The following is a 24,454-nucleotide window of genomic DNA, read 5'->3' on the forward strand; positions in this document are numbered from 1 at the left end:
GAATTTGCGTGAAGAACGACGCAATTTCCAACAGCATCCGTGACGAAGTACGCGCTTTGCGCAAGAGCGGTGTCGACGACGTTCGCTTGTACGCGTACGCATGCGAGTATGAAGACATTCCGTCGACGGTGGTGTCTGACGTCAGGGATATTGCGTTCGATCCGCATTTTCTGGCGAGTGATGTCGTCATCTTTCACTTCGGCATCTACTATCCGCTGTTCGATCTGTTGTCGATCGTTCCGGCGAACGCACGACGTCTGGTGGTGTTTCATAATGTCACGCCGCGGGAGTTCGTCAAACCGGAAAGTCGTGCACTGATCGACCAGTCCTTTTCGCAGATGTCGAATATTGCGTGGGCCGATCACGTCATCTGCGTGAGCGATACGAATCTCGAGGTGCTCCGCAAGGCTGGTATCAACACGCCTGCCACGGTGTTGCCACTTGCAATTCACTCGATGTCGCACCCTCCATCGAGAAAGCCGAGCGTTGTGGATAACATCGTACGCATCGCGTTCATCGGCAGGTTCGTGAAGTCGAAAGGGCCGCATGAGTTGCTGATGGCGCTCAGCAACGTATTGGCATCGAACCCGACATGCGGACTCAAAGTCGATATGGTCGGCAATCTGTTGTTTTCGGATCCTGAACTTCTGGCGCAGATCGAGACGATCATTGCCGCGCTGGTGCGACAGTATGGCCGACGCGTCGACGTTAACATTCATGGCAACGCTTCGGAAGAGCAGAAGCACGAGATCCTGCAGGATGCCGATTTGTTCGTCTTGCCGACCTATCACGAAGGATTCGGAGTACCGATTGTCGAGGCGATCTCCAACGGATGCTATGTCATCGCCTACGACAACTCCAACGTACCGTCGGTGACGAACGGCTTCGGTCGACTCGTCGACACGGGCTGCATTAACAGTCTTTCCGCAGAGCTTGCTCAAGCAGTGGAGAAAGTCACGTCGGCTGCATGGCGCGGTCAGGGTGGCGAGAGTTATGAGACGTTTGTCAGACATGCGACCCGGTATGCTGAGCAGTTTTCGCCGAGCAGGGTAGCAAGGAATTTCGTCAATCTCGTAAGCAAGATCCAATAATTCAAGGCGGCCTGCCTGTGTGGGATGCCGCTCGGGCAGTGATAAAGGCGTCCAATTTTTAAGATAACTAGCAATGGCGAGTGCGAAGACAGCCTATTTTCCATATATCGACGGCCTACGTGCATTGGCGGTATTGTCCGTCATGCTTTTCCACCTGAACGCCCATTGGCTTCCTGGTGGATTTTCCGGGGTCGATATCTTTTTCGTGATCTCCGGATTCGTCGTCAGTTCCTCGGTCGCGAATCTCGGTTCGATCTCGATCGGGCGATTTCTGCTGTTGTTCTATGCACGGCGGATGCGGCGAATTTTGCCTGCACTGATCGTCGTGTTGCTGGTAACGGGACTCGTTTCCGCATTGTTCATCCCGTCGTCGTATCTGAGTGATAAGAGCCAAAAGACCGGTCTCTATGCATTCTTCGGCCTGAGTAACTTCATTTTGGGCTCGGTCGGCAACGACTATTTTTCTCCGACCGCTGAATTCAACCCATACACGCACACTTGGTCGCTTGGCGTTGAGGAGCAGTTCTATCTGGCCTTTCCGTTTTTGTTCTGGGCTTGGCTCGCCCGAAAGAACTGGCGACATCTGTCGGTCATTCTGATTGCTGCGGCGTTCGGTGCGTCCTTCGTGTGGGGGCACTGGCTCGGGCAGGCGAATCAAACGCAAGCGTTCTACTTCATTTTCGGTCGATTCTGGGAGCTGGCCGCTGGCGTTTTGCTGTACCAATGTTTCGCGCTCTCCGGGTTCATCACGAATGAATCGACTCGAGCGCCTGCTACCGCGGGCGTCAAGATAGGGGCATGGATCTCATTAGCGACGGTGATGGCCGGACTCGTGATTTCGAAGTCAGATCATTATCCGTTTCCAGGCGCGATCGTTCCAGTAATCGGCACGGTCGGCCTGCTGGGATTTTTGTATCGTCGCGAGCATGCGGGTTTCATCTCGACGGTACTTGAAAGTGGTCCGGCTCGTTTTGTGGGGCGAATTTCCTATTCGCTCTATTTGTGGCACTGGCCAGTTTACGTGGTGTTGCGCTGGACGGCGGGGCTTGAGTCGCCGCTCGCGATCGTTTGCGCCATTGTGCTGACGTTCGCGTTGGCGATGGCGTCATACCGATTCATTGAGGAACCGTTCCGACATGGATTGTCGGCAGCCCGAATTCCCCGCCTCGTCATCGTGGGATGTGGACTTTGCCTGATGATTGGTGGCGCGGGGCTGTCGTCAATGATGGCTGAAGCTCAACCCAAGTTTTCCTTGAGCACCGTGACTAGACACGGAGACGATTGGTATCCGTATGGAACCGACACGAGTCCCGCTTTCCCCGGTTGTCATACCGACGTCGCGCCTCAGGACGTGCAAGGCGGGCAGCTCTGGGTCTATTCGCGTAAAAACTGCGATCTGCCGGCGAGGAGTTCGCATCGGGTCTTCGTAATCGGCGACTCTCATGCGATGGCCTATTCGGGAATGTTCAAGCAATTCGTGGTGCAAACAGGTGTAACGGTTTACGCTTACAACAATGCCGGTTGTCCGTTTCTTAGTTTGCAGCCGTGGCGCGAGGACGGAAACCCGGTCTGCCATCAGTACGGCGATTCGGCGTTGAAGGATATGCTGGCGAAGCTGCAGCCTGGTGACGTGGTTTTCCTGCCCTCATTGCGTTTGCCCCGAATGATCGATCAATGGGCTTATTTTGGCGATGAGACTGCGCGGAATCAGTTGTTTGGTGACGAGGCAGTCAAAGGCCGAACTCGATCAGTCGAAGAGGCCATTCCGATACTGCAGGATATAGAGAAGCGTGGTGGCAAAGTTGTGCTGGAAGCGCCAAAGCCGATTTTCCGTATGGTTCCATATCGTTGCTCGGATTGGTTCAATCGGCACAATCCGATTTGTGAGCGCGGTCCGTTGATCAGTCGTAGTGAAATCGATGAAATGCGAGCTCCGATTCTGAAATCGTATGAGCAGATGGAAGCGAAGGTGCCGAATGTATATACTTGGGATCCGCTGCCGATGCTGTGTTCGGATAAGGCGTGTTCAGCATATGACGGCAGAAGACCCCTGTTCTTCGACGGAGACCACATTAGCGGATATGGCAACTTGCGCGTACTACCGGGCTTCGAATCGCTGATGTTGAAGTTGTTGTAATAGGTTCGAGTCGGCAAATTTGGGTCGTGCGTCACGCGTATCGCAGATATTTGCGATACGCGTGACGTGGCGGTAAAGGGCGATCGACGGAAATCATGGCCACTGTTCCGGAGCACGGAGTTCGAATCCCCCGCCTTGCTGAGATCAATGGGCTGCGCGGAATCGCCATTCTTGCGGTTGTCTGGCATCGCTTGAGTTTTGTGCTTGTGCCGACGCCGCCGCGCCTTTGGGGTACGCCTACTGAGCTGGTACTATGGAATGGTTGGATGGGCGTGAACCTATTCTTCATCCTTTCGGGTTTCGTGCTCTATTTGCCGTATGCAGCCGGTAAACGGAGCTTCACCGGGCGCTAAGATGTTGCTCAGTTCTACAGGCATCGCTTCCTTCGCCTGATGCCAATGTATTCTGGTCGTGGTGGCGACGTTCGCTCTGAGCGGACAATTCGTCAATGCAAATGAACGGGCGATCCGTGAGATCGTCCGGTGCCTGACCTTTACGTTCCCGCTTTTTCCGGATACGTGCTCGCCATCTTCGAATTGGGCGCTCCGGTCCATCGGAACGGAAGTGCTGTTCAGCCTGATATTTCCACTCCTGGTCGCGATTGCAGAGGGGATCGGCTTGACGCGACTGCTTGGCTTTGCAATTGTTTTCTCATTGTGCGTCAGGCTGCTCCGGAGAATTTACTACCCGGTATTCTTCGGACCGGACTGGATCATCGACGCACTTCTCATTGGCCGACTCGATGAGTTCGTTATCGGCATGTGGCTTGCGCGCTCTTATGTGATCGGACAATCGTCGCCGCGTTCTGCCTCTTGTTGCGACGGCGTTGCTGGTTGTGGCAACTTGCGGTTTTACCGGGTGCTTCGACAAACGGATTCCGGCGGAATGGACGGCCGTCCTGAACAACGTGCTCGATATCGCGTCGGCGTTGTTTATCGTCACTGCGCTGAGCGACGGGTCGCTGCTCGCAAGGTTATTGCGTTCCCGTGTGTTGCAGGTGTTCGGCATGGGATGCTATAGCGTCTATCTCTGGCATCTGCCCGTACTGCGTGCGTTGCAGATCGATCTCGGCGGGGCGGGGGGGCGATACGCATCGCCTGCTTCATTAGGGCGACGGTATTTCTTTCCGCGATGACGTATCGTTTCGTGGAGTTCAGGGCCGTCAATTCGTGGCGGCAGCTCTTTCTTGCTGAGCCGCGCGAAGACCGAATGCGCTCGATGATCAGGGGCGCAGGAGGATGAACTCAGGTAGCTATTGTGTTGATTGCAGGGTACCTGCGTGTCGGCAGATATCTCGCTTATTTGGGATCCTCGGTTCGCCATCGTTGGTTGCCGAAGAAATCGACCCAGCGCTCTAGGCCGGCGCCGAGCATTGCACGATTATCACGCCGTCCGATGTTGAGAAAATCTTTAGTAAAGCGCTCACGAATATCTCGATAAACGTCGCTCATTCGGTCGGATATTTTATCCAAGCCTCCGCTGCGGCTCAAATGGGCGCTGGTTATCTCGTGCGCGGGAGCGTTGAGATGATCGGCCATCGCCGTAAGGAACTTGGGCGGCGAAGCTATTAGTGATTCGTACGTCATCCGCAGCGGTTGGATGCCGGTCTTGTCGAAATACGCGTCCCAGTTAGCTTCATGTGATAAAAGCATCATCAGCTTCGTCAGGATCGCGAAGAAGTCGTATCGAACTTCCGGCGGAGATGTGCCTGAATCACTGCCTGCCGGCATGTGCCATACACCGGTTTCGTCCGCAATGTAGAGGGATACGGCTTGCTTGATCGAATTTTCTCGCCGGATATAAACCCAGCGATGGTTGGGCAGGATGTCGTCCAGCGTTGCGTAGCCGTCAACGCTGCTTGCCAACCAGTCATCGAGGTGCGCACGATGATCGTGCATGATCTTTGAACCGAAAATACCATTGGCACTTCGATCGAGCACCAGCGTTTCAAAATTTTCTTCGAAGCGTTCCCCAGGTGTTACACCAAATGGAGACTGTTCGGAGTAGGGATACTGGAAGTACTCGGTCGGTCGTCCAATGCCGGCGCCGGTCAATGCATTGGACAAGACGGTACTGCCGCAGCGAGGGGTAAATGCGATCGTAAAGGTTCTGTGTATGCCGGCTTGTTCCAGCCGGCTCAGGAGCGTTGTTTTATCAATGCGCTGCGACATCGTTTGCTTGCAAGGGAATTGATTGGCCTGAGGCGATTCGGCCGCGCTGGTGTCTCCGCCGTCGCCGTCGCACCCTTACCGGGACAATTGATGGTAAAGATCGACGTAGCGATCGATCATCTGTCCGGCGGTTAGATTTTGCTCGAATCGCTGGCGTGCATGTTTACCAAGTGTTGCAGCCAGGTCGGAATCGTTCCACAGGGTGGTCATTGCAGCGCGCAGGGCGGCGGGATCGTTCGGGGGAACAACCAGTCCCGTCTTGCCCGCGACATTCACATACGAGGTACCCGTGCCAATCTCGGTGGAAACCAACGCTTTGCCGAACATTGCTCCTTCGACTAGCGAGATGCCGAATGCCTCGGCGCGGAGGTGCGACGGAAACGTGAGCCCGTGGCACATACTCAGAAGGGCAACCTTGTCTTCGTCGGGCACCGCGCCGACGAATATCGCGCGGTCACCCAGCCCGAGGCGTGCGGCTTGGGCCTTGAGCTCGCTCTCGACTGGCCCGGCTCCGACGATTACCACCTTCATCGACGTACTGACGAGCGCATCCAACAGGATGTGCAGGCCTTTGTAGTAGCGCAAATTGCCGACGAACAGGAAGAATTTTGAACCTACCCGATTGTGCCAATAGGCGACTCGCTCTGGGTCGACCGTAGGGTAGCGAGTTTCATCGAGACCGATCGGAATGACGTCAACCTTGTCCTTGAATTGACGCAATACGGGGCTTGTCTCGAGGTAGTTTGGCGATGTCGCCACGATTCGATCGACGTCGCGCAGAAAGAGGCGCTGCAGTGGCTTGTAAGCCTGAAGCAGAACCTTCTGCCGCGTGATGTCGGCATGGTACGTGACGACAGACGGCTTCCGACAACGCGTGGCGAAATGGACGACATCCATGAAGGGCCACGGAAAGTGGTAATGGATGACATCGGCCCGTCGGGCAAGTTCGGCAAAGCGCTGGAATGCCGCAATCGAGAATGGAGAGGACGCAATCTGGACGTTCACCTTGGCTCGATGGTGAACATGGTCGCCAAAGTCGACCGAAGTCGTGTCCGTGCTAACGGTCAGGACTTCACTGGTGATTCCATGCTTGCTAGCGCCCGAGCATACCTGGCCGATTAGTTCTTCTACCCCTCCCATCGAGTCCGGGCGGTAGGTCTTGTAGAAATGTAAAACGTGCATATCGCTTCAGGTCACCAAAGGAGCGCAAACGGCAGGGGGGCGATATCGTATCGCCCCCTTGAGTATTGCGCCGCTTGGCGTCAGGTTGCAGGCGCCCGTCCGTAGACGTCCTCGAAGCGGACGATATCGTCTTCCCCGAGATATTCTCCGCACTGCACTTCAATGAGTACGAGGTCGACGACACCCGGATTGATCAGCCGATGTTTGTGCCCGGCGGGAATGTATGTCGACTCGTTCGGTTGTAGCGAAATGACGCGTTCACCGTTGACGACGTCTGCACATCCGCGCACGACGATCCAGTGTTCGCTGCGATGATGGTGCATCTGCAACGACAACGACGCCCCGGGCTTGACGACGATGCGCTTCATCTTGAAGCGATCACCTTCTTCGAGCACCGTATAAGTGCCCCACGGACGATGAACTGTCCGATGGATTCGATACGCGTCGTGATTCGATTGCTTCAACTGCGCGACGATTTGCTTGACGTCCTGCGCGCGGTCGCGCCGGGCGATCAACAGTGCGTCGGGCGTGTCCACGACCACGAGATCCTCGACACCCACGGCACCGATCATCCGGTCTTCGGAACGGAAATAGCAGTTCGACGTATCGTGCAGAAGGGCGGCACCTTCAATCCGGTTGCCTTGATCGTCGGGCTGGGTCAGGTCGCTGATGGCGAGCCAGGAGCCGATGTCGCTCCAGCCGATGTCGCACGGCACGACTGCCGCCTTCTTCGTGCGCTCCATCACGGCGTAGTCGATCGAGATGTCCTTTGCCGTTTCGAATGCTGTGCGCGTGAGTTCCACGACGTAATCCTCGCCGATCGAGGTCCAGCTTCCGTCGGGAACGGCTTGCTTGACCGGCTCGGCAACGTCGATCGCCAGCGTTTCCATTTCGTCGAGCATCGTCTGGGCGGCGAAACAGAAAATGCCCGCATTCCACGCATGCTGACCGTCAGTCGCAAGCTTTGCAGCCACTTCGGCGTTCGGTTTCTCGACGAAGCTGACGATGTCGCAAGCGTCAGTTTCTTCACGCGTGCCGCGGTCGTACTGGATATAGCCGAAGCCCGTTTCAGCGCGGGTCGGCTTCACGCCGAACGCCACCACCTTGCCGGCATTGGCTGCGTCCGATGCCTTCTGGACTGCCGCATTGAACGCTGCGAGATCGTTGATCAAATGGTCCGCCGGCATGACGAGCATGACCGCTTCCGGACCATGGCGCTCACGCACGACCAGCGCAGCGGCTTCGATCGCTGCCGCGGTATTGCGCGAAACCGGTTCGAGTACGAACCCCATCTTCACACCGTCGTGGCGAATTTCAGTGCATTCGTCCTTGGTCAGGAAGTATGTATCGCGATTCGTGACGAAGACGATTTCCTCGACGCCTGGAATGCCGCACGCGCGAAGGTAAGTCTTTTGCAGTAATGATTGACCGTCCGCCAGCTTGAGCAGGGGTTTCGGAAACGCTTCGCGCGATACCGGCCAAAGGCGGGTGCCCGCGCCACCGCAGATGATGATGGGAACAATGCTCATGTGAACTTAAGCGGCAGGAATCTATGGTGCAATGGACGATTGTAGCCGAGATTCCGCTAGCTCCCGCCCCATCCGACGCATTAGGTTACAAACTTTTTGTGGTTCGCCGACGGGGGCGAGTCCTGTACCAGCCCCACCGGGGCTGCACCGGACTGCTTCGGCGGCTTCTGGGTTGGCATCGATCCGGGATGCACGGGCTCGCACCATCATTGACTACATTTGGCGACATAATCGCGCCCTTTTCGAGCCTGAACGCGCGCCGCACGTAAGCGCGCTGTCCGTGTCGGAGGAACTGGGGCGGCGTCGTGCAGTACGTCGCAGTGGTGAGGTGCGCAAGGTGATTGTCGGGCACGCTTTCATGACAGGCGGAGTGTTAAGCTATTGCCCCCGTCCGTGGCTGCTATTGCTTCACATGACGTCCGTATTCCGTGGGTTTCGTTCCCACTCGGCACAATTCGTTGCGGGTGCGGCACGACGAGGATCTCGCAATCGAAGCAAAAGCGCGCAGCGATCGATGTTTAACTGCCGCCTCTGGCAAACCTCAAACAGTCTCCAATCAGTCGTTAGTGGACCGCATGAAGCTCGTTTTTGATCTGAATTCGCTGCGACCTCCGAGAAGCGGTGTCGGTTACTACACCCAGCATTTGCTGGAAGGACTGCGAACGCAACGGGATATCGAAGCTCTAGCAGGATGGATCGGTCCGAAAGTATACGAGGACGACAGCCTTAGCGAATTGATGTGCGATCAATCCGCGCTGAAAAAGGCGGCTCGGCTGACCCGCGGGCCGGTAGCGTCAGCAGTTCGTGCGGCGCGGAATGTTCCAGGAGTCTATGAGGCCCGCACATTGCTCAGAGGGTTTGCTTCGGCGCGGCCGCGCGATGAGTTTGCAGCTCGCGGTTATATCTATCATGAGACAAATTTCATCGCGTCCCGCTATCGCGGACCGACCGTCGTTACGATTCATGATCTATCGCATCGTCGCCATCCGGAATTTCATCCCAAAGCCGCCGTTAAATACGTAGACGATGGACTACCTCGGACTCTGGAGCAGGCGCGGGCCGTGATTGCAGTGAGCCACTACACGAAGCAGGCCATTCATGAGATCTACGGTCTGCCGGACGACAAGGTGATCGCGATCCATCTTGGCGTGGAGCCCTGTTTTAGGCCTCGGGGCGAGGAAGAATGCGAGTCGGTGCTATCGCGTTCTGGATTGCGCTACCAGGGCTTCGTACTATCGGTATGCACACTTCAGCCCCGGAAGAACCTGCGCCGTCTCGTGGAGGCGTTCTCGCGCTTGCCGGTTGCGGTCCGCCAGGCGTTTCCCCTCGTGTTGATCGGCGCCGAGGGTTGGATGAATTCGGAGCTGATGCGGGAAATCGAACCGTTGGCCATGCGCGGTCAATTGATCGCACCCGGATATGTGTCCCGCAACGATCTCGTGCAGTTGTTCGCATCCGCGGCGGTATTTGCGTACCCTTCGCTTTACGAGGGATTTGGTCTGCCGGTGGCGGAAGCGATGGCGAGCGGCGTGCCCGTGCTGACCTCGAACGTCACCTCGTTACCCGAGGTGGCTGGAGGAGCGGCATGGGAGGTCGATCCGTATGCTGTTGACGCGATCGCGGATGGCCTTGAACGCACGCTGGACAATGAGTCACTGCGTGGCGAACTGGTTGCGAAAGGCTTGCGCCGGGCAGCCGACTTTACGTGGTCCGCAACGGTCGAGAAAACGTGCGACGTGTACCGTTCGGTGGCGGCGTGAATACTGCAACAGCGCGACATGCAGTCGTGCCGTTCATTGGAAGGTATGCGTGATGCGAATTGCGATCAGCGGTGCAAACGGATTCGTGGGTCGCGCCGTCAGTTTACGTGCCAACGCACAAGGCAATCACGTGATCGGGCTGGTGCGTCGGCCCGGTGTGTGCGAGTCCTACGTTCATGAGTGTGTGATTGGCGACGACAACTTTGCCGGTGTTGCGAATGGTTTCCCTGGGCTCGACCGTTGCGATGCCGTTATTCACCTAGCCGCCCGCGTCCATGTTATGCGGGATCGAGTTGCGAACCCGCTTGCTGCCTTCAGGGCGGTAAATGTCGAAGGGTCCTTGAACGTCGCAAGGGCGGCATTGCGAGCTGGTGCTCGCCGCTTGGTATTGGTAAGCAGTATCAAGGCGCTGGGAGAGGGGGAGCCGGGACGGCCGTGGCGCGAGGACGACGAGGCGATGCCGACAGATCCGTATGGCATGTCAAAACTCGAGGCTGAACTGGCGATCCGGGAATTCGGGCAAACGCAAGGTCTTGAAGTCGTCGTTGTGCGACCGCCCCTCGTCTATGGCCCAGGCGTCGGCGCCAATTTTCTGGGGCTGATGAAAGCGGTCGACATGGCGATTCCGCTTCCGCTGGCGAGCGTCACCGCTCGCCGCAGTCTCGTGTATGTCGAAAATCTGGCCGACAGCCTGCTTCGATGCGCAAGCGATCCACGCGCTGCCGGTGAGTGCTTTCATATCGCCGATGACGACGCTCTTTCCATCGTGGAGCTATTGCGCGCGCTCGGCGATGTGCTCGGCAGGCCGACGAGGCTGTTTCCAGTGCCGGTTGCGGCGTTGCATGCACTTGGCAAACTGACTGGTCGACATGCTGCTGTCGACCGTCTAACGGGTAGCTTGCGGCTCGATACCGCCCACGTGAAACGCACGTTGGACTGGCAACCTCCGTTCACGACGCAGCAGGGACTCGAAGCGACCGCTACATGGTATCGTTCGCGCGGTACCCAAATATAAACACATGCTTCTCGCAACTCCCTCATGGATCACCGCAGCTGCGGTGACGTTCGCCGCCGTACTTGCGTCCACGGCCATCCTGCGCATGCTGCTCGCGACCGGCCTCGCGTGGCGCCTTGCCACCGACATTCCGAACGACCGTTCGCTCCATACGCTGCCGACGCCGCGCGTCGGCGGATGGGGCATCGTACCGGTCTGCGTCGTTGCGCTGCTCGCGCTGGCGCCGCACTTGTGGCTGATCGCCGTCGCCGCCGGCGGACTCGCCGCGATGTCGCAGATCGACGACCGGCGCGGGCTGCCCGCCCGCGTGCGGTTCTCGGCGCACCTCGCGGCGGTCGTCGCGCTGATCGCCGTGTTCCCGGCCGACGCACCGTGGTGGCTGCTGGTCGGCATCGGCTTCGCGATGGTGTGGCTGACGAACCTGTACAACTTCATGGACGGCGCCGACGGCCTCGCGGGCGGCATGGCGCTGTTCGGCTTCGGCGCATATGCGGTCGCGGCGCTGACCGGCCCGATGCCGTCACCGGATCTGGCCGTGGCCGGCTCGGCTGTCGCCGGCGCCGCGCTCGGCTTTCTGCTGCTGAACTTCCATCCGGCCCGGCTGTTTCTCGGCGATGCGGGTTCGATTCCGCTCGGATTCCTGGCTGGTGCGCTCGGCTATTGGGGCTGGCGGGCCGGCGTCTGGCCGATCTGGTTCCCGGCGCTGGTGTTCGCGCCCTTTATTGCCGACGCATCTGTAACACTTTTGAGACGTCTGTTACGTGGCGAAAAGTTCTGGCAAGCGCACCGGGAGCATTATTATCAAAGGATGGTCCGGGCGGGCGTAGGTCACCGTCGGACCGCTCTTTATTGGTACCTCATCATGCTCGCGGGCATAATCGTCGCCGTGTGGGCAAAGGGCCGCCCGGAACTGCAGCAGTGGCTGTCGTTCTTCGCGTGGTACGGCGTCCTGGCATGTATCGGACTGGTAATCGACATGCGCTGGCGCCGGTTTCAGTCGGCCGCCGAAAATAACTCTTGAGGTTTCCTGCCGATGTTGCGATCCAAAGCATCATGGCTTTCGCTGAGCGCTTTCCTGTTTGACCTGACGGCGGTCACCGCCGCGTGGTTGTTCGCCTATCTCGTCCGATTCAACGGCAGCGTTCCGTCCGATTTCATGGGCGGCGCGCTGACGGCGCTCGTCTGGGTGCTGCCGGTCTACGCGCTGATGTTCCACGTGTTCGGCCTGTATCGCGGCCTGTGGGTGTTCGCGAGCCTTCCGGACCTGGTTCGGATTTCGAAGGCGGTGATTGGCGGCGGCGTGATCGTGATGATCGGCGCCGTGATGTTCCAGCCGTCGCCGATCATCCCGCGTTCGGTGTTGCTCGTGTCGCCGCTGATGCTGTTCCTCGCGATGGGCGGCGCCCGTGCGCTGTACCGCGCAACGAAGGAGTTCTACCTGTACGGCGGGCTGGTCGGGCAGGGCAAGCCGGTGCTCGTGCTCGGCGCCGGCACGGCCGGCGCGAGCCTCGCGCGCGAACTGTCGCGGTCGGGGGAATGGCGTCTGGTGGGCCTCCTCGACGACGATCCGACCAAGCAGGGGCGCGAGATCTACGGCTACAAGGTGCTCGGCTCGTTCAACGACCTGAAGCACTGGACCGATGCGATGAAGGTCGAATACGCGATCATCGCGATTCCGTCGGCATCCGTTGAAACACAGCGCCGCGTTGCGACATTGTGCGTGCGCGCCGGCGTGAAGGCGATGGTGCTGCCGTCGCTGACCGCGCTGATGCCGGGGCAGGGGTTCCTGTCGCAGGTGCGCAATATCGATCTCGAGGACTTGCTCGGACGCGATGCCGTCACGATCGACACGCCGCACGTCGAGGCGCTGCTGCGCGGCCGCGTCGTGATGGTAACCGGCGCGGGCGGTTCGATCGGTTCCGAGCTGTGCCGGCAGATCCTACGTTTCAAGCCGGCGCAACTGGTCGCGTTCGATCTCTCCGAATATGCGATGTACCGGCTCGCCGAGGAACTGCGCGAGCGCTTCCCCGACCAGCCTGTCGTACCGATCATCGGCGACGCGAAGGATTCGCTGCTGCTCGACCAGGTGATGTCGCGCTATGCGCCGCATATCGTTTTCCACGCGGCCGCGTACAAGCACGTGCCGCTGATGGAGGAGCACAACGCGTGGCAGGCGCTGCGCAACAACGTGCTGGGCACCTATCGCGTCGCCCGCTCGGCGATCCGCCACAACGTGCGCCATTTCGTGCTGATTTCGACCGACAAGGCCGTCAATCCGACCAATGTGATGGGCGCGAGCAAGCGGCTCGCGGAGATGGCGTGCCAGGCGTTGCAGCAGACGAGCGAAGGCACGCAGTTCGAGACGGTGCGTTTCGGCAACGTGCTCGGCAGCGCCGGCAGCGTGATCCCGAAGTTCCAGCAGCAGATCGCGAAGGGCGGCCCGGTGACGGTCACGCATCCCGAGATCACGCGCTTCTTCATGACGATTCCGGAAGCGTCGCAACTCGTGCTGCAGGCGTCGAGCATGGGGCACGGCGGCGAGATCTTCATTCTCGACATGGGCGAGCCGGTCAAGATCGTGGATCTCGCGCGCGATCTGATCCGTCTCTACGGCTTCTCGGAAGGGCAGATCCGGATCGAATTCACGGGGCTGCGTCCGGGCGAGAAACTCTACGAGGAACTGCTCGCGGACGACGAGACGACCACGCGCACGCCGCATCCGAAGCTGCGGATTGCACGTGCGCGGGAAGTGCCGGACCATCTGCTCGACGAGTTGTTGCCGTGGCTGATGCAGCACCGCGTGCTGAGCGACGACGAGGTGCGGCGGGATCTGCGGCGCTGGGTGCCGGAATATCAGACGACCGTCGCCCCGGTGCTGCAGAGCGTGCCGATGGCGCGAGCCGTATCGAACGAATGAGCGCTCGCGGACGCCGCCCACGTTGGCCCCGAGCATGAAAAAAGCGCCCCGCGAGGCGCTTTTTTCGTTTTGGGTGCTGGACTCACTGCCCGCGTCTTTCCTTTCTCACCACCATCCACCGCGGCACCTTGAACCTGACGATGCTGAGATAAAGCCACACATACGTCAGCGCGAACAGCACGACAAAAACGAACAGGTGCACCGTGTGCCGCCAGAACAGCGTCGCCGGAATCACCGCAACGAGGCACAGCAGCCAAAGATAAGGCGACGTCAGCGAATTGCGCCGCGTGAGGTCGTGCGCATGCTTCGTCCCGACGGCCCAGCGCATCAGCCGCTTGTACACGAGCATATGAAGATGCACGCCGTCGGGAATCCCCGGCGACATCCCGCGGATGAACTTCTTCCGGTAGATCGAGAAACACGTCTCGAAGATCGGATACATGAACAGCAGCACCGGATACCACGCCGACACTTCGCGATTGCGCATCACGAGCATGATCGCGAGTTCGGCGAGCATGAAGCCGATGAAATACGCGCCGCCGTCGCCGAGGAAGATCAGCCCCGCAGGGAAATTCCACAGGAAGAAGCCGAGCACGGCGCCCATCATGATGATCGACGCCGACATCACGACCGGGTCGTTGACGTGGAATGCGACATACGCAAGCGACGCGAACATCATGAAGCTGACCATCGACGCGAGGCCGTTGAAGCCGTCGATGATGTTGATCGCGTTGGCCAGGGCCGCGACCGCGAGCACCGTGATGAACGCCGAGATGGCCACGTAGCCGAGCAGGAAGTCGAGCGGCGGCACGCTGATCCGCTTGACCGCGATGCCCAGCAGCCAGAACGCCAGCGCGGCCGCGCCCATCGTGCAGAGCAGCCGCGCGCGCGGCGACACGCGCTTGGTCAGGTCCTCGACGAGGCCCGACAGGAACGCCGGCATCCCGCACGCGACGATTCCGAGAATGCTGCCGGCGATCGTCGGATAGCGCCGCGACACGAGTAGCGCGGCAATGACGACCCCGGCGAGGATCCCGATGCCCCCGACGCGCGGCACCGGCCGCACGTGGAATTTCTGCACGCCGGCCAGGTCGCTGTCGACCGAGAATTTCTCGTGCAGATGCGCATAGCGCACGATGAACAACGTGACGAGCAGGGAGACGATGAAGCCGGACGCGAAGCTGAGCATGGGATCGCTCGAAAAATGGACAGCGGATTATACAAAACCGCGGGGGTTCCCCTCCTGCCATTTCCAGTGGTCGGCGCACATCTCGTCGATCCCGAGCGTCGCGCGCCAGCCGATGAGGTCGGCCGCGGCCTGCGGATTCGCGTAGCACTCGGCGATGTCGCCCGGGCGGCGCGCGACGAGTTCGTACGGCACCGGGCGGCCCGACGCCTTCTCGAACGCGCGCACGACTTCCAGCACGCTGTAGCCCTGGCCGGTGCCGAGGTTCACGACGAAGCTCGCATCGCGCTTCGCGAGCGCGTCGAGCGCGGCGATGTGCCCCTTCGCGAGATCGACGACGTGGATGTAGTCGCGCACGCCGGTGCCGTCCGGCGTCGGGTAGTCGGAGCCGAACACGCGCAGCTTCTCGAGCTTGCCGACCGCGACCTGCGCGACGTACGGCATCAGGTTGTTCGGGATGCCGGCCGGATCCTCGCCGATCAGCCCGCTCGCATGCGCGCCGACCGGGTTGAAGTAGCGCAGCGTCGCGATGCGCCACGACGGGTCCGATACCTCGAGATCGCGCAGGACCTGCTCGGCGATCAGCTTCGACTGGCCGTACGGGTTGGTGGCCGACAACGGGAACGATTCGTCGATCGGCGAGCGCTCCGGCACGCCGTACACGGTCGCCGACGAGCTGAACACGAACTGCCGGACGTTGCGCTCGCGCATGATCTTGAGCACCGAGAGCAACCCGCCAAGGTTGTTCTGGTAATACTCGAGCGGCTTCGCGACCGATTCGCCGACCGCCTTGAGCGCCGCGAAATGGATCGTGCCCGTGATCGGATGCGCGTCGAACACCTTCGCGAGCGCGGCTTCGTCGCACACGTCGACCTGGTGGAACGCGGGCGTCCTGCCGGTGATCCGCTCGATGCGCCGGACGGACTCGGCCTTGCTGTTGACGAGGTTGTCGACGATCACGACATCGTAGCCGTTGTCGAGCAGCTCGACGGCCGTATGCGAGCCGATATAGCCCGCACCGCCGGTAACGAGGATGGTGCCTTTAGCGGTCATGCTGATGCGCTCCTTCAGAGTGTGATGCCGGTCAATGTATGAATGGTCTGCCGGTAGCGTTCGACGACTTGCTGCTCGTCGAATTCCGCGCTCACCTTGCGGCGGCCGCACGCGCCCATCGCGTCGCGTCCGGCGGTCCCGAGTTCGATCATGCGGATCAGCTGCTCCGCGAGGCTCGCACTGTCGCGCACGCGGCACAGGAAGCCGGTTTCGCCGTCGGCGACGACGTCGCGGCAACCCGGCACGTCGGTCGCGACGATCGGGCGGCCCATCGCGGACGCTTCCATCAGCGTGCGCGGCACGCCCTCGCGGTACGACGGCAGCACGACGCAGTCGGCCGCCGCGATGTGCGGGCGCACGTCGTGCGCCTCGCCAAGATACTCGACGACGCCTTCGCCGACCCACGCGTCGACGTCCGCGCGGCCGATCGCGCTCGGATTGTCGACGCCGAGCGGCCCGAGCAGCTGGAAGCGCGCGTCCGGGTAGCGATCCCGCACGACGCGCGCGGCCTCGACGTATTCGCGCACGCCCTTGTCCCACAGCAGCCGGCCGATCAGGATGAACACGGGGCCACGGCCGGCGGGCAGCGGCACCGGCGCGAACTGGTCGAGATCGACGCCTTCGCCGTGCAGCAGCCGCGCGCGCTCGGGGTGCGCGAGCAGCTGCTCGTCGGTGAAGGTCGCGAGATCGTCGCGGTTCAGGAACCAGACTTCACGCGGAAAGCGGAACGCGAACCGGTACAGGCGCTTCGCGACGCTCGCCGCACGGCTTTTCTGGATGAACACATAGCCGAGGCCGGTCGTGACCGCGATCGACGGCACGCGCGCGAGCCACGCGGCGATCGACCCGTAGATGTTCGGCTTGATCGTGTAATGGAACACGAGATCGGGCTCGAGCGCGCGGTAATGGCGCACCAGCGCGGCAAGCGTGCCGAGATCCTCGCGCGGGCTCGTGCCTTTCGACGCGACGGCGAGCGCGACGTAGCGGCAGCCCATCTGCTCGAGCAGCGGCACCGTGCGGTCGTGCGGCGCGATCACGATGACCTCGGCGCCGCGGGCGACGAGCGCACGGATCAGCCCGTGGCGGTACGTGTAGATCGCCCAGGCCGTGTTGCAGACGAGCGCGATGCGCAGCGAGGAGGTAGCGGACATGAAAAAAAGCAAAAAATAAAGCGTCGAAAATGCCGGAGGCGGGCTACGCGGACGGCCGCGCCGCGAACAGCGTCTGCTTGATCCGCTGCAGCGTACGGTACGGCGTCACGAAATGCAGCAGGTTCTTGGCGAGGCCGGCCCAGTCGTACGGGTTCAGCACGTTGAAGTGCCGCAGCAGCAGCGATAGCGTCGATATCAGCTGGCGGCGGCGCTTGGTCGCGCTGATCCCGCCCTCGTTGAGCTCGTAGTAGAGGCCGAGCTCGGGCAGGTTCGCGCAATCGTAGCGTTGCATTAACCGTAAAAAAAGATCGAGATCCTCGGCCGCGCGATACTTCGCGCGGTAATTGCCGACTTCGCGCACGGCGTCGATGCGCAGCATGACCGACGGATGCACGAGCGGCGAGCGCAGGAAGCGCGTGCGGCGCAGCGTGCGCGGGTCGGCGGGCGGCGTCAGCATGAAGCGCGGCTCGCCGGCACGTGACACGACCTGGGTCCACATGCCGACGCAGGCCACGCGCGGGTGCGCATCGAGATACGCGCGCTGCTTCGCGAGGCGCCGCGGCGCGGCGAGGTCGCCGGCGTCGATGCGGGCCGCGAAGCGGAAGCCGCGCGCCGCGAGCGCGTCGATGCCGGCCTCGAGCGCGCGCTCGATGCCGCCGTTGCGCGGCATGCGCAGCACCTCGACCGCAAGGCCGGGCAGGTCGGGCGCCACGATCGGCGGCGTGCTGCCGTCATCGACGATCAGCACGTGCACCGGCGCGTCCTCGCGAAACGACGCGAGGGTGCGCACGACGTCGTCGTGGCCGTTGTAGGCCGGCATCAGCACGGCCACGTCGTCGAGCGGGGGCGGGCAATCGGGAGACGTCATGGGCGCAGCTTGAAACGAATGTAATAAAAATTAACGGCGGCGGCGGCGAGATAGCCGGCCGCCAGCCCGACGAGCGCGCCGTACAGGCCGAGCCGGGGGATGGAGAACACGTTGACGAGCGCGGCGATCGCGAGCGCGAGCACCCATTTCGCCAGCAACACGAATTTTGCTTGATATTTGAGAACGATAAGATTGCCTATCGCCTCGATGCCGGCCGGCACGGACAGCCAGACCGCCCAGCGGAAGATGTCGACCGACGCCTCGTAACCGCGGCCGAACACCTTGCCGACGATGAGCGGCGCGGCCGCGTCCAGCACCAGCGCGCCGGCCATCATCAGGCCGGCGGTCATCGCGATCAGCCGGACGATGTTGCGGCGCAGCCGCGCGACGTCCTGCACGCGGTACACGAATGCGGGCGCGATGGTCTGCGCGAGCATCAGCGCGAGCGTGATCCAGTTCTCGTTGAGCTGCTGGGCCGCCGAGTAGCGGCCGAGATCGGCGAACGACACGTGACGCTCGAGCATCAGGCGGTCGAGCTTCAGGAACAGGTACATGCAGATCAGGCCTAGCCAGAACACGGTGCCGGCGGTGGCAAAGTGCCTGAACAGCGGTTTGTCGAACGTCCAGCCGAGCGCGCCGCCGTTACGATGGCGGAAGTAGAGCAGCAGCGCGAAGCCGATCACGGCGGCCTCCAGCGCCCACAGCCACGCGAAGCGGGCAGGGCCGGCGGCCGCGCGGACTAGCAGCCAGACGAGCAGCGCCTTCGCCAGCGCGGTGAGCATGCTGGTCACGAGCTGCGGCTTGCTGTAGGTCAGGCTCTGCAGCCACGCGTTGATCACGCCGACGAACGGCTCGCGGAACACCATCGTGACCGCGAGGCCCGCGAGCATCGCGCCGACCAGCGGGTCGAACGCGCCGGCGCCGATCGCGATCCAGGTCGCGACGAGCGCGACGGCGGACACGCCGATGCGCAGCACGAAGGCGCTGCCGAGCACCGCGCCGAGTTGCGCGGGCGGGCGCTGGACGATGGTCGGAACCAGGATTTCGGCGCCGCACACCCAGGTGAGCGGCGCCAGTACGAGGAGAAGCGTATTCGCATACTGCCATTTGCCGAACACGTCCGGCCCGAAATAACGGGCCAGAAGACCGCTGATCGCGATCGCGACGCCGATCTGCGTGAGCCGTTCGAGCCCCAGCCAGACGAGATTCGCGACGGCCTTCGCGACGTCCGGGTTGCCGAATCGCTTCAGCATGCGGAGCAGCCGCGCGAGCGGAAGGCGGCCGGCAGGGCGCCCGAAGGCGGCGGGTTGGCGGCGGCGGAGCGGCTAGGCATTAAAATGGACAAAATACGCGTCATCAAAACCCGCGATTATAAGTGGGATCGGGGCCGCTCCAGCCGTCCCGTTCCTTGTTCCGCAAGGCCCGCATGTACGATGGCCGGCATGCGCGAAAGGCGGCCAGATTATTTTCCATGCACGCAACCCAGAGAGAATCGATGATCTCCCAATCCATCTTCAAGGCATATGACATTCGCGGTGTGGTCGGCAAGACGCTCGACGCCGACACGGCGCGCGCGATCGGCCGGGCCTTCGGCAGCGAAGTGCGCGCCCAGGGCGGCGATGCGGTCGTCGTCGCGCGCGACGGCCGCCTGTCGGGGCCCGAGCTCGTCGGCGCGCTCGCCGATGGCCTGCGTGCGGCGGGCGTCGACGTCGTCGACGTCGGCATGGTGCCCACGCCGGTCGGCTATTTCGCGGCGAGCGTGCCGCTTGCGCTGAAGGGCGGCGAGCGCCGCGTCGATTCGTGCATCGTCGTCACCGGCAGCCACAACCCGCCCGACTACAACGGCTTCAAGATGGTGCTGCGCGGCGCGGCGATCTACGGCGAGCAGATCCAGGCGCTGTACCGCCGCATCGTCGACGAGCGCTATGAAACGGGCAGCGGCGCGTTCGAGCAGTTCGATGTCGCCGATCAGTACATCGCGCGAATCGTGGGCGACATCAAGCTCGCGCGCCCGCTGAAGCTCGTCGTCGACGCCGGCAACGGCGTCGCGGGTCCGCTCGCGACGCGCCTGTTCAAGGCGCTCGGCTGCGAACTCGTCGAGCGCTTCACCGACATCGACGGCACGTTCCCGAACCACCATCCCGATCCCGCGCACCCGGAAAACCTGCAGGACGTGATCCAGGCGCTGAAGGATACCGACGCCGAACTCGGCTTCGCGTTCGACGGCGACGGCGACCGCCTGGGCGTCGTCACGAAGGACGGCCAGATCATCTTCCCGGACCGCCAGCTGATGCTGTTCGCGGAGGAAGTGCTGTCGCGCAACCCGGGCGCGCAGATCATCTACGACGTGAAGTGCACGCGCCATCTCGCGCAGTGGGTGAAGGCGAAGGGCGGCGAGCCGCTGATGTGGAAGACGGGCCATTCGCTGGTCAAGGCGAAGCTGCGCGAGACGGGTGCGCCGCTCGCGGGCGAGATGAGCGGCCACGTGTTCTTCAAGGACCGCTGGTACGGCTTCGACGACGGTCTCTACACGGGCGCGCGCCTGCTCGAGATCCTCGCGAAGACGGCCGATCCGAGCGCACTGCTCAATGCGCTGCCGGACGCGATGAGCACGCCGGAACTGCAGCTCAAGCTCGAGGAGGGCGAGAACTTCCGCCTGATCGAGAAGCTGCAGCAGGAAGCGAAGTTCGACGGCGCCGACGAAGTCGTGACGATCGACGGCCTGCGCGTCGAGTACCCGGACGGCTTCGGCCTCGCGCGTTCGTCGAACACGACGCCGGTGATCGTGCTGCGCTTTGAAGCGGAGACCAAGGAAGGGCTCGAGCGCATCCAGGCGGACTTCCGCCGCGTGCTGACGGCCGCGAAGCCGGACGTCGAGCTGCCGTTCTGAACCCCGGCGGCCTGCGGGCCGCCGCCGGTGCGACGACGGTAGAAGGATCGTCGCGCCATTCCCGAAAAGCGGCGCACGCTGACGGCGTGCGGCCGCTTTTTGCCTGTGTGCCTCCCCGGGCGCGATAAAATCGCGTCTTTATGCCTGTCGCCGGCTGTCCGCCGGCGTTTTTTCAGCGTGCAAAAGATCCTGATCGTGCGCGTGTCGTCGCTGGGCGACGTCGTGCACAACATGCCGGTGATCGCCGATATCCGGCGTCGCCATCCCGACGCGCAGATCGACTGGCTCGTCGAGGAGAGCTTCGTCGACCTCGTGCGGCTCGTCGACGGCGTGCGCGACGTGCTGCCGTTCTCGTTGCGCCGCTGGCGCAAGAAGCCGTTCTCGGGCGCGACGTGGCGCGAGATCCGCGCGTTCCGCAAGCGCCTCGCGGCCGAGCAGTACGACCTCGTGATCGACTGCCAGGGGCTCATCAAGACGGCCTGGGTCGCGAGCTGGGCGCGCGGCCCGCTCGCCGGCCTCGGCAATCGCACCGACGGCGCCGGCTACGAATGGCCGGTGCGCTTCTTCTATCGCAAGCGCGTGCCGATCGCGCCGCGCACGCACGTGGTCGAGCGTTCGCGCCAGCTGGTCGCGGCCGCGCTGGGCGACCCGGCGCCGACGCCGGCCGATCCGGTCGACTTCGGCCTCGATACGCGCGCGGCGGCGCGCGCGGTCGCGACGCTCGGCCTGAACCTGCCGGTGCCGTACGTGGTGTTCGTGCATGCGACGTCGCGCGCCGACAAGCAGTGGCCGGATGCCGCTTGGATCGAGCTCGGCCAGGCGCTCGTGCGGCGCGGCGCGTCGCTCGTGCTGCCGTGGGGCAACGACGCGGAGCGCGCGACCAGCGAGCGGCTCGCTCAGTCGTTCGGCGCGGCGGCGATCGTGCCGCCGAAGCTGTCGCTGCCGGCCGTCGTCGGCCTGATCGACGGCGCGGCCGCGACGGTCGGGGTTGATACAGGTCTGGTTCACATCGCGGCCGCGCTGAAGCGTCCGACGGTCGAACTGTACAATTTCGCGACGGCCTGGCGCACCGGCGGATACTGGTCGCCGAACGTCGTCAATCTCGGCACGGCGGGGCAGCCGCCGTCGATCGCGCAGGTGAAGGCGGCACTCGCGGGCTTCGGCCTGCTGTGATGCCCGTCATGCCTGTCCTGCCTGCCTTGCCTGTCACGCACGCGAACCGATCATGAGCGAATCCCAGATCATCGAAGTCCCGTCCGCCGACTGGAGCGGACACAACCTGTCGACGCCGCGCGAGCAGCTGCTCGCCGCGGTCGAGGAAGGCAAGGTGCTGTATTTCCCGCACCTGCGCTTCGCGATCGAAGGCGGCGAGGAAGCGTTGCTCGATCCGGCGCTCGCCGACCCGAAACGCAAGAACATCAGCCTCGCGCCGAACGGCGGCGCGCTCGTCGGCGTGCTCGGCGACAGCGTCACGCAATCGGCCGTGCGCGCACTGGTCGCGCGCTTCCAGCAGCAGGCCGGCACGCTCGTCGACGGCCTGTTTCCCGAATACCGCGGCAAGCTGCGCGTCGCGCCGACGAGCCTGCGGCTGATGCAGGTCGAGACGCGCCAGACATCCTGGCGCAAGGACGACAGCCGGCTGCACGTCGACGCGTTCCCGTCGCGGCCGAACTACGGCGAGCGGATCCTGCGCGTGTTCACGAACGTGAACCCGGCCGGCCAGCCGCGCGTGTGGCGCGTCGGCGAGCCGTTCGAGGACGTCGCGAAGCGCTTCCTGCCGAAGATCCGGCCGCAGTTGCCGGGCTCGGCGTGGCTGTTGAACCTGCTGCACGTGACGAAGTCGCCGCGCAGCGCGTACGACCACCTGATGCTGAACCTGCACGACGGGATGAAAGCCGATCTCGACTACCAGAAGACTTGTCCACAGCAGACGATGCCGTTTCCGCCGGGCAGCGTGTGGATATGTTTCTCCGATCAGACTTCGCACGCTGTGATGTCCGGCCAGTTCATGCTCGAGCAGACCTTCTTCCTGCCGGTCGACGCGATGGTGCGTCGCGAATGCGCGCCGCTCGGGATTCTCGAGCGCCTGCAGGGCAGGGCGCTGGTTTGAGCGCGCCTTTTCACCGACGCAATACGAGGGCTGCTGCATGCTGAGGGCGATCTATCGCGCGCTGTGGTGGCTCGTCGCGCCGATCGCGGTGATCCGGCTCCTCGTGCGCTCGCGCAAGGAGCGCGGCTATCGCGAGCACATCGGCGAGCGCTTCGGCCACGTCGCCGGCCGTTCGCCGGACGATCGCGCGCCGCTGATCTGGGTGCATGCGGTGTCGGTCGGCGAGACGCGCGCCGCGCAGCCGCTGATCGACGCGCTGATGCGCGCGCGGCCCGACGCACGCATCCTGCTCACGCACATGACGCCGAGCGGCCGCGCGACCGGCGAGCAGATCTTCGGCGAGCGCGTGCTGCGCTGCTACCTGCCGTACGACATGCCGGGCGCGGTGCGGCGCTTCCTGCGCGCCTGGCGGCCGACGCTCGGCCTCGTGATGGAAACCGAGGTGTGGCCGACGCTGGTCGACGAGTGCCGCCGCGCGGACGTGCCGCTCGTGCTGACCAACGCGCGGATGTCCGCGCGCTCGCATCGGCGCGCGGCGAAGTTCGGCGCGGCGACGCGCGACGTGTTCGGCGGATTCTCGCGCGTGCTCGCGCAGAGCCCGGCCGACGCGGAGCGGCTGACGTCGCTCGGTGCACGCAACGTGGCGGTGCTGGGCAACCTGAAGTTCGACATGACGACGCCGCCGGAACTGGCGGCGCGCGGCCACGCATGGCGCGACGCGATCGGCACGCGGCCGGTGTGGGTCGCGGCCAGCACGCGCGAGAACGAGGAGGCGCTGGTGCTGCAGGCGTTCGCCGCGATGAAGACGGCCGGTGCGCTGCTGATTCTCGTGCCGCGTCATCCGCAGCGCTTCGCCGAAGTGGAAGCGCTGGTCGCGCGCAATGGGTTCAAGTGCGTGCGGCGTTCGGTGTGGAGCGCCGACGCCGCGGCGCTCGCGGCCGGCCGACCGGCCGCCGAACCCTTGCCGGCCGACGTGACGGTGCTGCTCGGCGATTCAATGGGGGAACTCGGCGCGTACTATGCGGCCGCCGACGTCGCGTTCATCGGCGGCAGCCTGCTGCCGCTCGGCGGGCAGAACCTGATCGAGGCGTGTGCGGTCGGCGTGCCGGTGCTGATCGGCCCGCACGTGTTCAACTTCACGCAGGCGACCGCCGATGCGGTCGCGGCCGGCGCGGCGATGCAGGTCGCGGATCCGCTCGATCTCGCGCACGTGCTCGATGCGCTGTTCGCCGACCACGCGCGGCGCGTCGCGATGGGCGCGGCCGGCGCCGCGTTCGCGTCGCGCCATCGCGGCGCGACCGCGCGCTCGGTCGACGTGCTCGCGGCGCTGCTGCCGCCCGTCGAGCGCGGCGGGCGTGCGATGCACGGCGCGGCCGACGCATCCGACGACTGAG

Annotated in this window: 20 protein-coding genes; 12 read left to right on the top strand and 8 right to left on the bottom strand. The window is 63.0% G+C overall.

Going from position 1 to position 24,454, the window contains the following annotated elements:
- Positions 1-8 precede the first annotated feature (8 nt).
- The 4 genes from DIE02_RS11435 (at position 9) to DIE02_RS11450 (ending at position 4,363) form a co-directional block, all read left to right on the top strand.
- Positions 9-1,091 (top strand): glycosyltransferase family 4 protein, encoded by a 1,083-nt coding sequence (locus tag DIE02_RS11435; RefSeq protein ID WP_185500340.1) that lies wholly within the window; start codon positions 9-11, stop codon positions 1,089-1,091.
- Positions 1,092-1,164: 73 nt separating this feature from the next.
- Positions 1,165-3,228, top strand: coding sequence for an acyltransferase family protein (locus DIE02_RS11440; protein WP_124529035.1), 2,064 nt, complete (start codon positions 1,165-1,167; stop codon positions 3,226-3,228).
- Positions 3,229-3,323: 95 nt separating this feature from the next.
- Positions 3,324-3,581: an acyltransferase family protein gene (locus DIE02_RS11445; RefSeq protein WP_124529037.1), complete on the top strand. Its 258-nt coding sequence runs from the start codon at positions 3,324-3,326 to the stop codon at positions 3,579-3,581.
- Between the two features lie 473 nt (positions 3,582-4,054).
- On the top strand, positions 4,055-4,363 hold the full coding sequence (locus tag DIE02_RS11450; protein ID WP_124529039.1) for a hypothetical protein: 309 nt from the start codon (positions 4,055-4,057) through the stop codon (positions 4,361-4,363).
- Between the two features lie 163 nt (positions 4,364-4,526).
- Here DIE02_RS11450 and DIE02_RS11455 read toward each other — a convergent pair whose 3' ends face one another.
- The 3 genes from DIE02_RS11455 to DIE02_RS11465 all read right to left on the bottom strand — a co-directional run bounded on the left by DIE02_RS11455 (position 4,527) and on the right by DIE02_RS11465 (position 8,110).
- Positions 4,527-5,399, bottom strand: a complete 873-nt coding sequence (locus DIE02_RS11455; protein WP_124529041.1) for a Stf0 family sulfotransferase — start codon at positions 5,397-5,399, stop codon at positions 4,527-4,529.
- A 75-nt stretch (positions 5,400-5,474) separates the two neighbouring features.
- Positions 5,475-6,581, bottom strand: a complete 1,107-nt coding sequence (locus DIE02_RS11460; RefSeq protein WP_124529043.1) for a glycosyltransferase family 4 protein — start codon at positions 6,579-6,581, stop codon at positions 5,475-5,477.
- Between the two features lie 80 nt (positions 6,582-6,661).
- On the bottom strand, positions 6,662-8,110 hold the full coding sequence (locus tag DIE02_RS11465; RefSeq protein ID WP_124529045.1) for a mannose-1-phosphate guanylyltransferase/mannose-6-phosphate isomerase: 1,449 nt from the start codon (positions 8,108-8,110) through the stop codon (positions 6,662-6,664).
- A 575-nt stretch (positions 8,111-8,685) separates the two neighbouring features.
- Between DIE02_RS11465 and DIE02_RS11470 the strand changes: the two genes are divergently transcribed.
- Genes DIE02_RS11470 through DIE02_RS11485 form a run of 4 tightly spaced genes read left to right on the top strand, consistent with a single transcriptional unit; the run spans position 8,686 to position 13,802 of the window.
- Complete coding sequence (locus DIE02_RS11470; RefSeq protein ID WP_124529047.1) at positions 8,686-9,870, top strand: glycosyltransferase family 1 protein; 1,185 nt, start codon at positions 8,686-8,688, stop codon at positions 9,868-9,870.
- Between the two features lie 49 nt (positions 9,871-9,919).
- A complete protein-coding gene (locus tag DIE02_RS11475) occupies positions 9,920-10,885 on the top strand; it encodes an NAD-dependent epimerase/dehydratase family protein (protein ID WP_124529049.1) in 966 nt (321 codons plus the stop codon).
- 4 nt (positions 10,886-10,889) lie between these two features.
- Positions 10,890-11,906 carry a glycosyltransferase family 4 protein gene (locus DIE02_RS11480; protein WP_124529051.1) on the top strand — a complete coding sequence of 339 codons (1,017 nt, stop codon included), beginning with the start codon at positions 10,890-10,892 and terminating at the stop codon, positions 11,904-11,906.
- Positions 11,907-11,918: 12 nt separating this feature from the next.
- Positions 11,919-13,802: a nucleoside-diphosphate sugar epimerase/dehydratase gene (locus DIE02_RS11485; RefSeq protein ID WP_044846278.1), complete on the top strand. Its 1,884-nt coding sequence runs from the start codon at positions 11,919-11,921 to the stop codon at positions 13,800-13,802.
- Positions 13,803-13,884: 82 nt separating this feature from the next.
- Here DIE02_RS11485 and DIE02_RS11490 read toward each other — a convergent pair whose 3' ends face one another.
- From DIE02_RS11490 to DIE02_RS11510, 5 genes are read right to left on the bottom strand one after another with little or no spacing between them, the layout of a single operon-like run.
- Complete coding sequence (locus tag DIE02_RS11490; RefSeq protein ID WP_044846277.1) at positions 13,885-14,991, bottom strand: glycosyltransferase; 1,107 nt, start codon at positions 14,989-14,991, stop codon at positions 13,885-13,887.
- A gap of 27 nt (positions 14,992-15,018) precedes the next feature.
- Complete coding sequence (gene galE / locus DIE02_RS11495) at positions 15,019-16,041, bottom strand: UDP-glucose 4-epimerase GalE (protein ID WP_044846276.1); 1,023 nt, start codon at positions 16,039-16,041, stop codon at positions 15,019-15,021.
- A 14-nt stretch (positions 16,042-16,055) separates the two neighbouring features.
- Positions 16,056-17,192, bottom strand: a complete 1,137-nt coding sequence (locus tag DIE02_RS11500) for a glycosyltransferase family 4 protein (protein WP_124488763.1) — start codon at positions 17,190-17,192, stop codon at positions 16,056-16,058.
- A gap of 43 nt (positions 17,193-17,235) precedes the next feature.
- Positions 17,236-18,060 (bottom strand): glycosyltransferase, encoded by an 825-nt coding sequence (locus DIE02_RS11505; RefSeq protein ID WP_044846274.1) that lies wholly within the window; start codon positions 18,058-18,060, stop codon positions 17,236-17,238.
- Positions 18,057-19,313 (bottom strand): oligosaccharide flippase family protein, encoded by a 1,257-nt coding sequence (locus tag DIE02_RS11510; RefSeq protein WP_124529053.1) that lies wholly within the window; start codon positions 19,311-19,313, stop codon positions 18,057-18,059. Before DIE02_RS11510 ends, DIE02_RS11505 begins: the two co-directional genes overlap by 4 nt.
- A 242-nt stretch (positions 19,314-19,555) precedes the next feature.
- Between DIE02_RS11510 and DIE02_RS11515 the strand changes: the two genes are divergently transcribed.
- From DIE02_RS11515 to waaA, 4 genes are all read left to right on the top strand, one after another.
- Positions 19,556-20,950: a phosphomannomutase/phosphoglucomutase gene (locus DIE02_RS11515; RefSeq protein WP_124529055.1), complete on the top strand. Its 1,395-nt coding sequence runs from the start codon at positions 19,556-19,558 to the stop codon at positions 20,948-20,950.
- A 177-nt stretch (positions 20,951-21,127) separates the two neighbouring features.
- Entirely contained in the window at positions 21,128-22,123 is a 996-nt protein-coding gene (gene waaC / locus DIE02_RS11520) for a lipopolysaccharide heptosyltransferase I (RefSeq protein WP_124487740.1), read from the top strand.
- A 52-nt stretch (positions 22,124-22,175) separates the two neighbouring features.
- The gene (locus DIE02_RS11525) at positions 22,176-23,060 is read left to right on the top strand and encodes a Kdo hydroxylase family protein (RefSeq protein WP_044846270.1); all 885 of its coding nucleotides are present in this window, start codon (positions 22,176-22,178) and stop codon (positions 23,058-23,060) included.
- 37 nt (positions 23,061-23,097) lie between these two features.
- Entirely contained in the window at positions 23,098-24,453 is a 1,356-nt protein-coding gene (gene waaA / locus DIE02_RS11530) for a lipid IV(A) 3-deoxy-D-manno-octulosonic acid transferase (protein ID WP_124521588.1), read from the top strand.
- The last annotated feature ends 1 nt before the right edge of the window (position 24,454 follow it).

It is taken from the genome of Burkholderia sp. Bp8991, assembly GCF_003853795.1.
Lineage (GTDB): Bacteria > Pseudomonadota > Gammaproteobacteria > Burkholderiales > Burkholderiaceae > Burkholderia.

Coding starts and splice junctions, on each gene's coding strand:
- DIE02_RS11465 (WP_124529045.1), bottom strand. CDS start 8,110: ATGAGCATTGTTCCCATCATCATCTGCGGTGGCGCGGGCACCCGCCTT.
- DIE02_RS11440 (WP_124529035.1), top strand. CDS start 1,165: ATGGCGAGTGCGAAGACAGCCTATTTTCCATATATCGACGGCCTACGT.
- DIE02_RS11515 (WP_124529055.1), top strand. CDS start 19,556: ATGATCTCCCAATCCATCTTCAAGGCATATGACATTCGCGGTGTGGTC.
- DIE02_RS11445 (WP_124529037.1), top strand. CDS start 3,324: ATGGCCACTGTTCCGGAGCACGGAGTTCGAATCCCCCGCCTTGCTGAG.
- DIE02_RS11485 (WP_044846278.1), top strand. CDS start 11,919: ATGTTGCGATCCAAAGCATCATGGCTTTCGCTGAGCGCTTTCCTGTTT.
- DIE02_RS11500 (WP_124488763.1), bottom strand. CDS start 17,192: ATGTCCGCTACCTCCTCGCTGCGCATCGCGCTCGTCTGCAACACGGCC.
- waaA (WP_124521588.1), top strand. CDS start 23,098: ATGCTGAGGGCGATCTATCGCGCGCTGTGGTGGCTCGTCGCGCCGATC.
- DIE02_RS11480 (WP_124529051.1), top strand. CDS start 10,890: ATGCTTCTCGCAACTCCCTCATGGATCACCGCAGCTGCGGTGACGTTC.
- galE (WP_044846276.1), bottom strand. CDS start 16,041: ATGACCGCTAAAGGCACCATCCTCGTTACCGGCGGTGCGGGCTATATC.
- DIE02_RS11505 (WP_044846274.1), bottom strand. CDS start 18,060: ATGACGTCTCCCGATTGCCCGCCCCCGCTCGACGACGTGGCCGTGCTG.
- DIE02_RS11525 (WP_044846270.1), top strand. CDS start 22,176: ATGAGCGAATCCCAGATCATCGAAGTCCCGTCCGCCGACTGGAGCGGA.
- DIE02_RS11460 (WP_124529043.1), bottom strand. CDS start 6,581: ATGCACGTTTTACATTTCTACAAGACCTACCGCCCGGACTCGATGGGA.
- DIE02_RS11470 (WP_124529047.1), top strand. CDS start 8,686: ATGAAGCTCGTTTTTGATCTGAATTCGCTGCGACCTCCGAGAAGCGGT.
- DIE02_RS11455 (WP_124529041.1), bottom strand. CDS start 5,399: ATGTCGCAGCGCATTGATAAAACAACGCTCCTGAGCCGGCTGGAACAA.
- DIE02_RS11490 (WP_044846277.1), bottom strand. CDS start 14,991: ATGCTCAGCTTCGCGTCCGGCTTCATCGTCTCCCTGCTCGTCACGTTG.
- DIE02_RS11510 (WP_124529053.1), bottom strand. CDS start 19,313: ATGCTGAAGCGATTCGGCAACCCGGACGTCGCGAAGGCCGTCGCGAAT.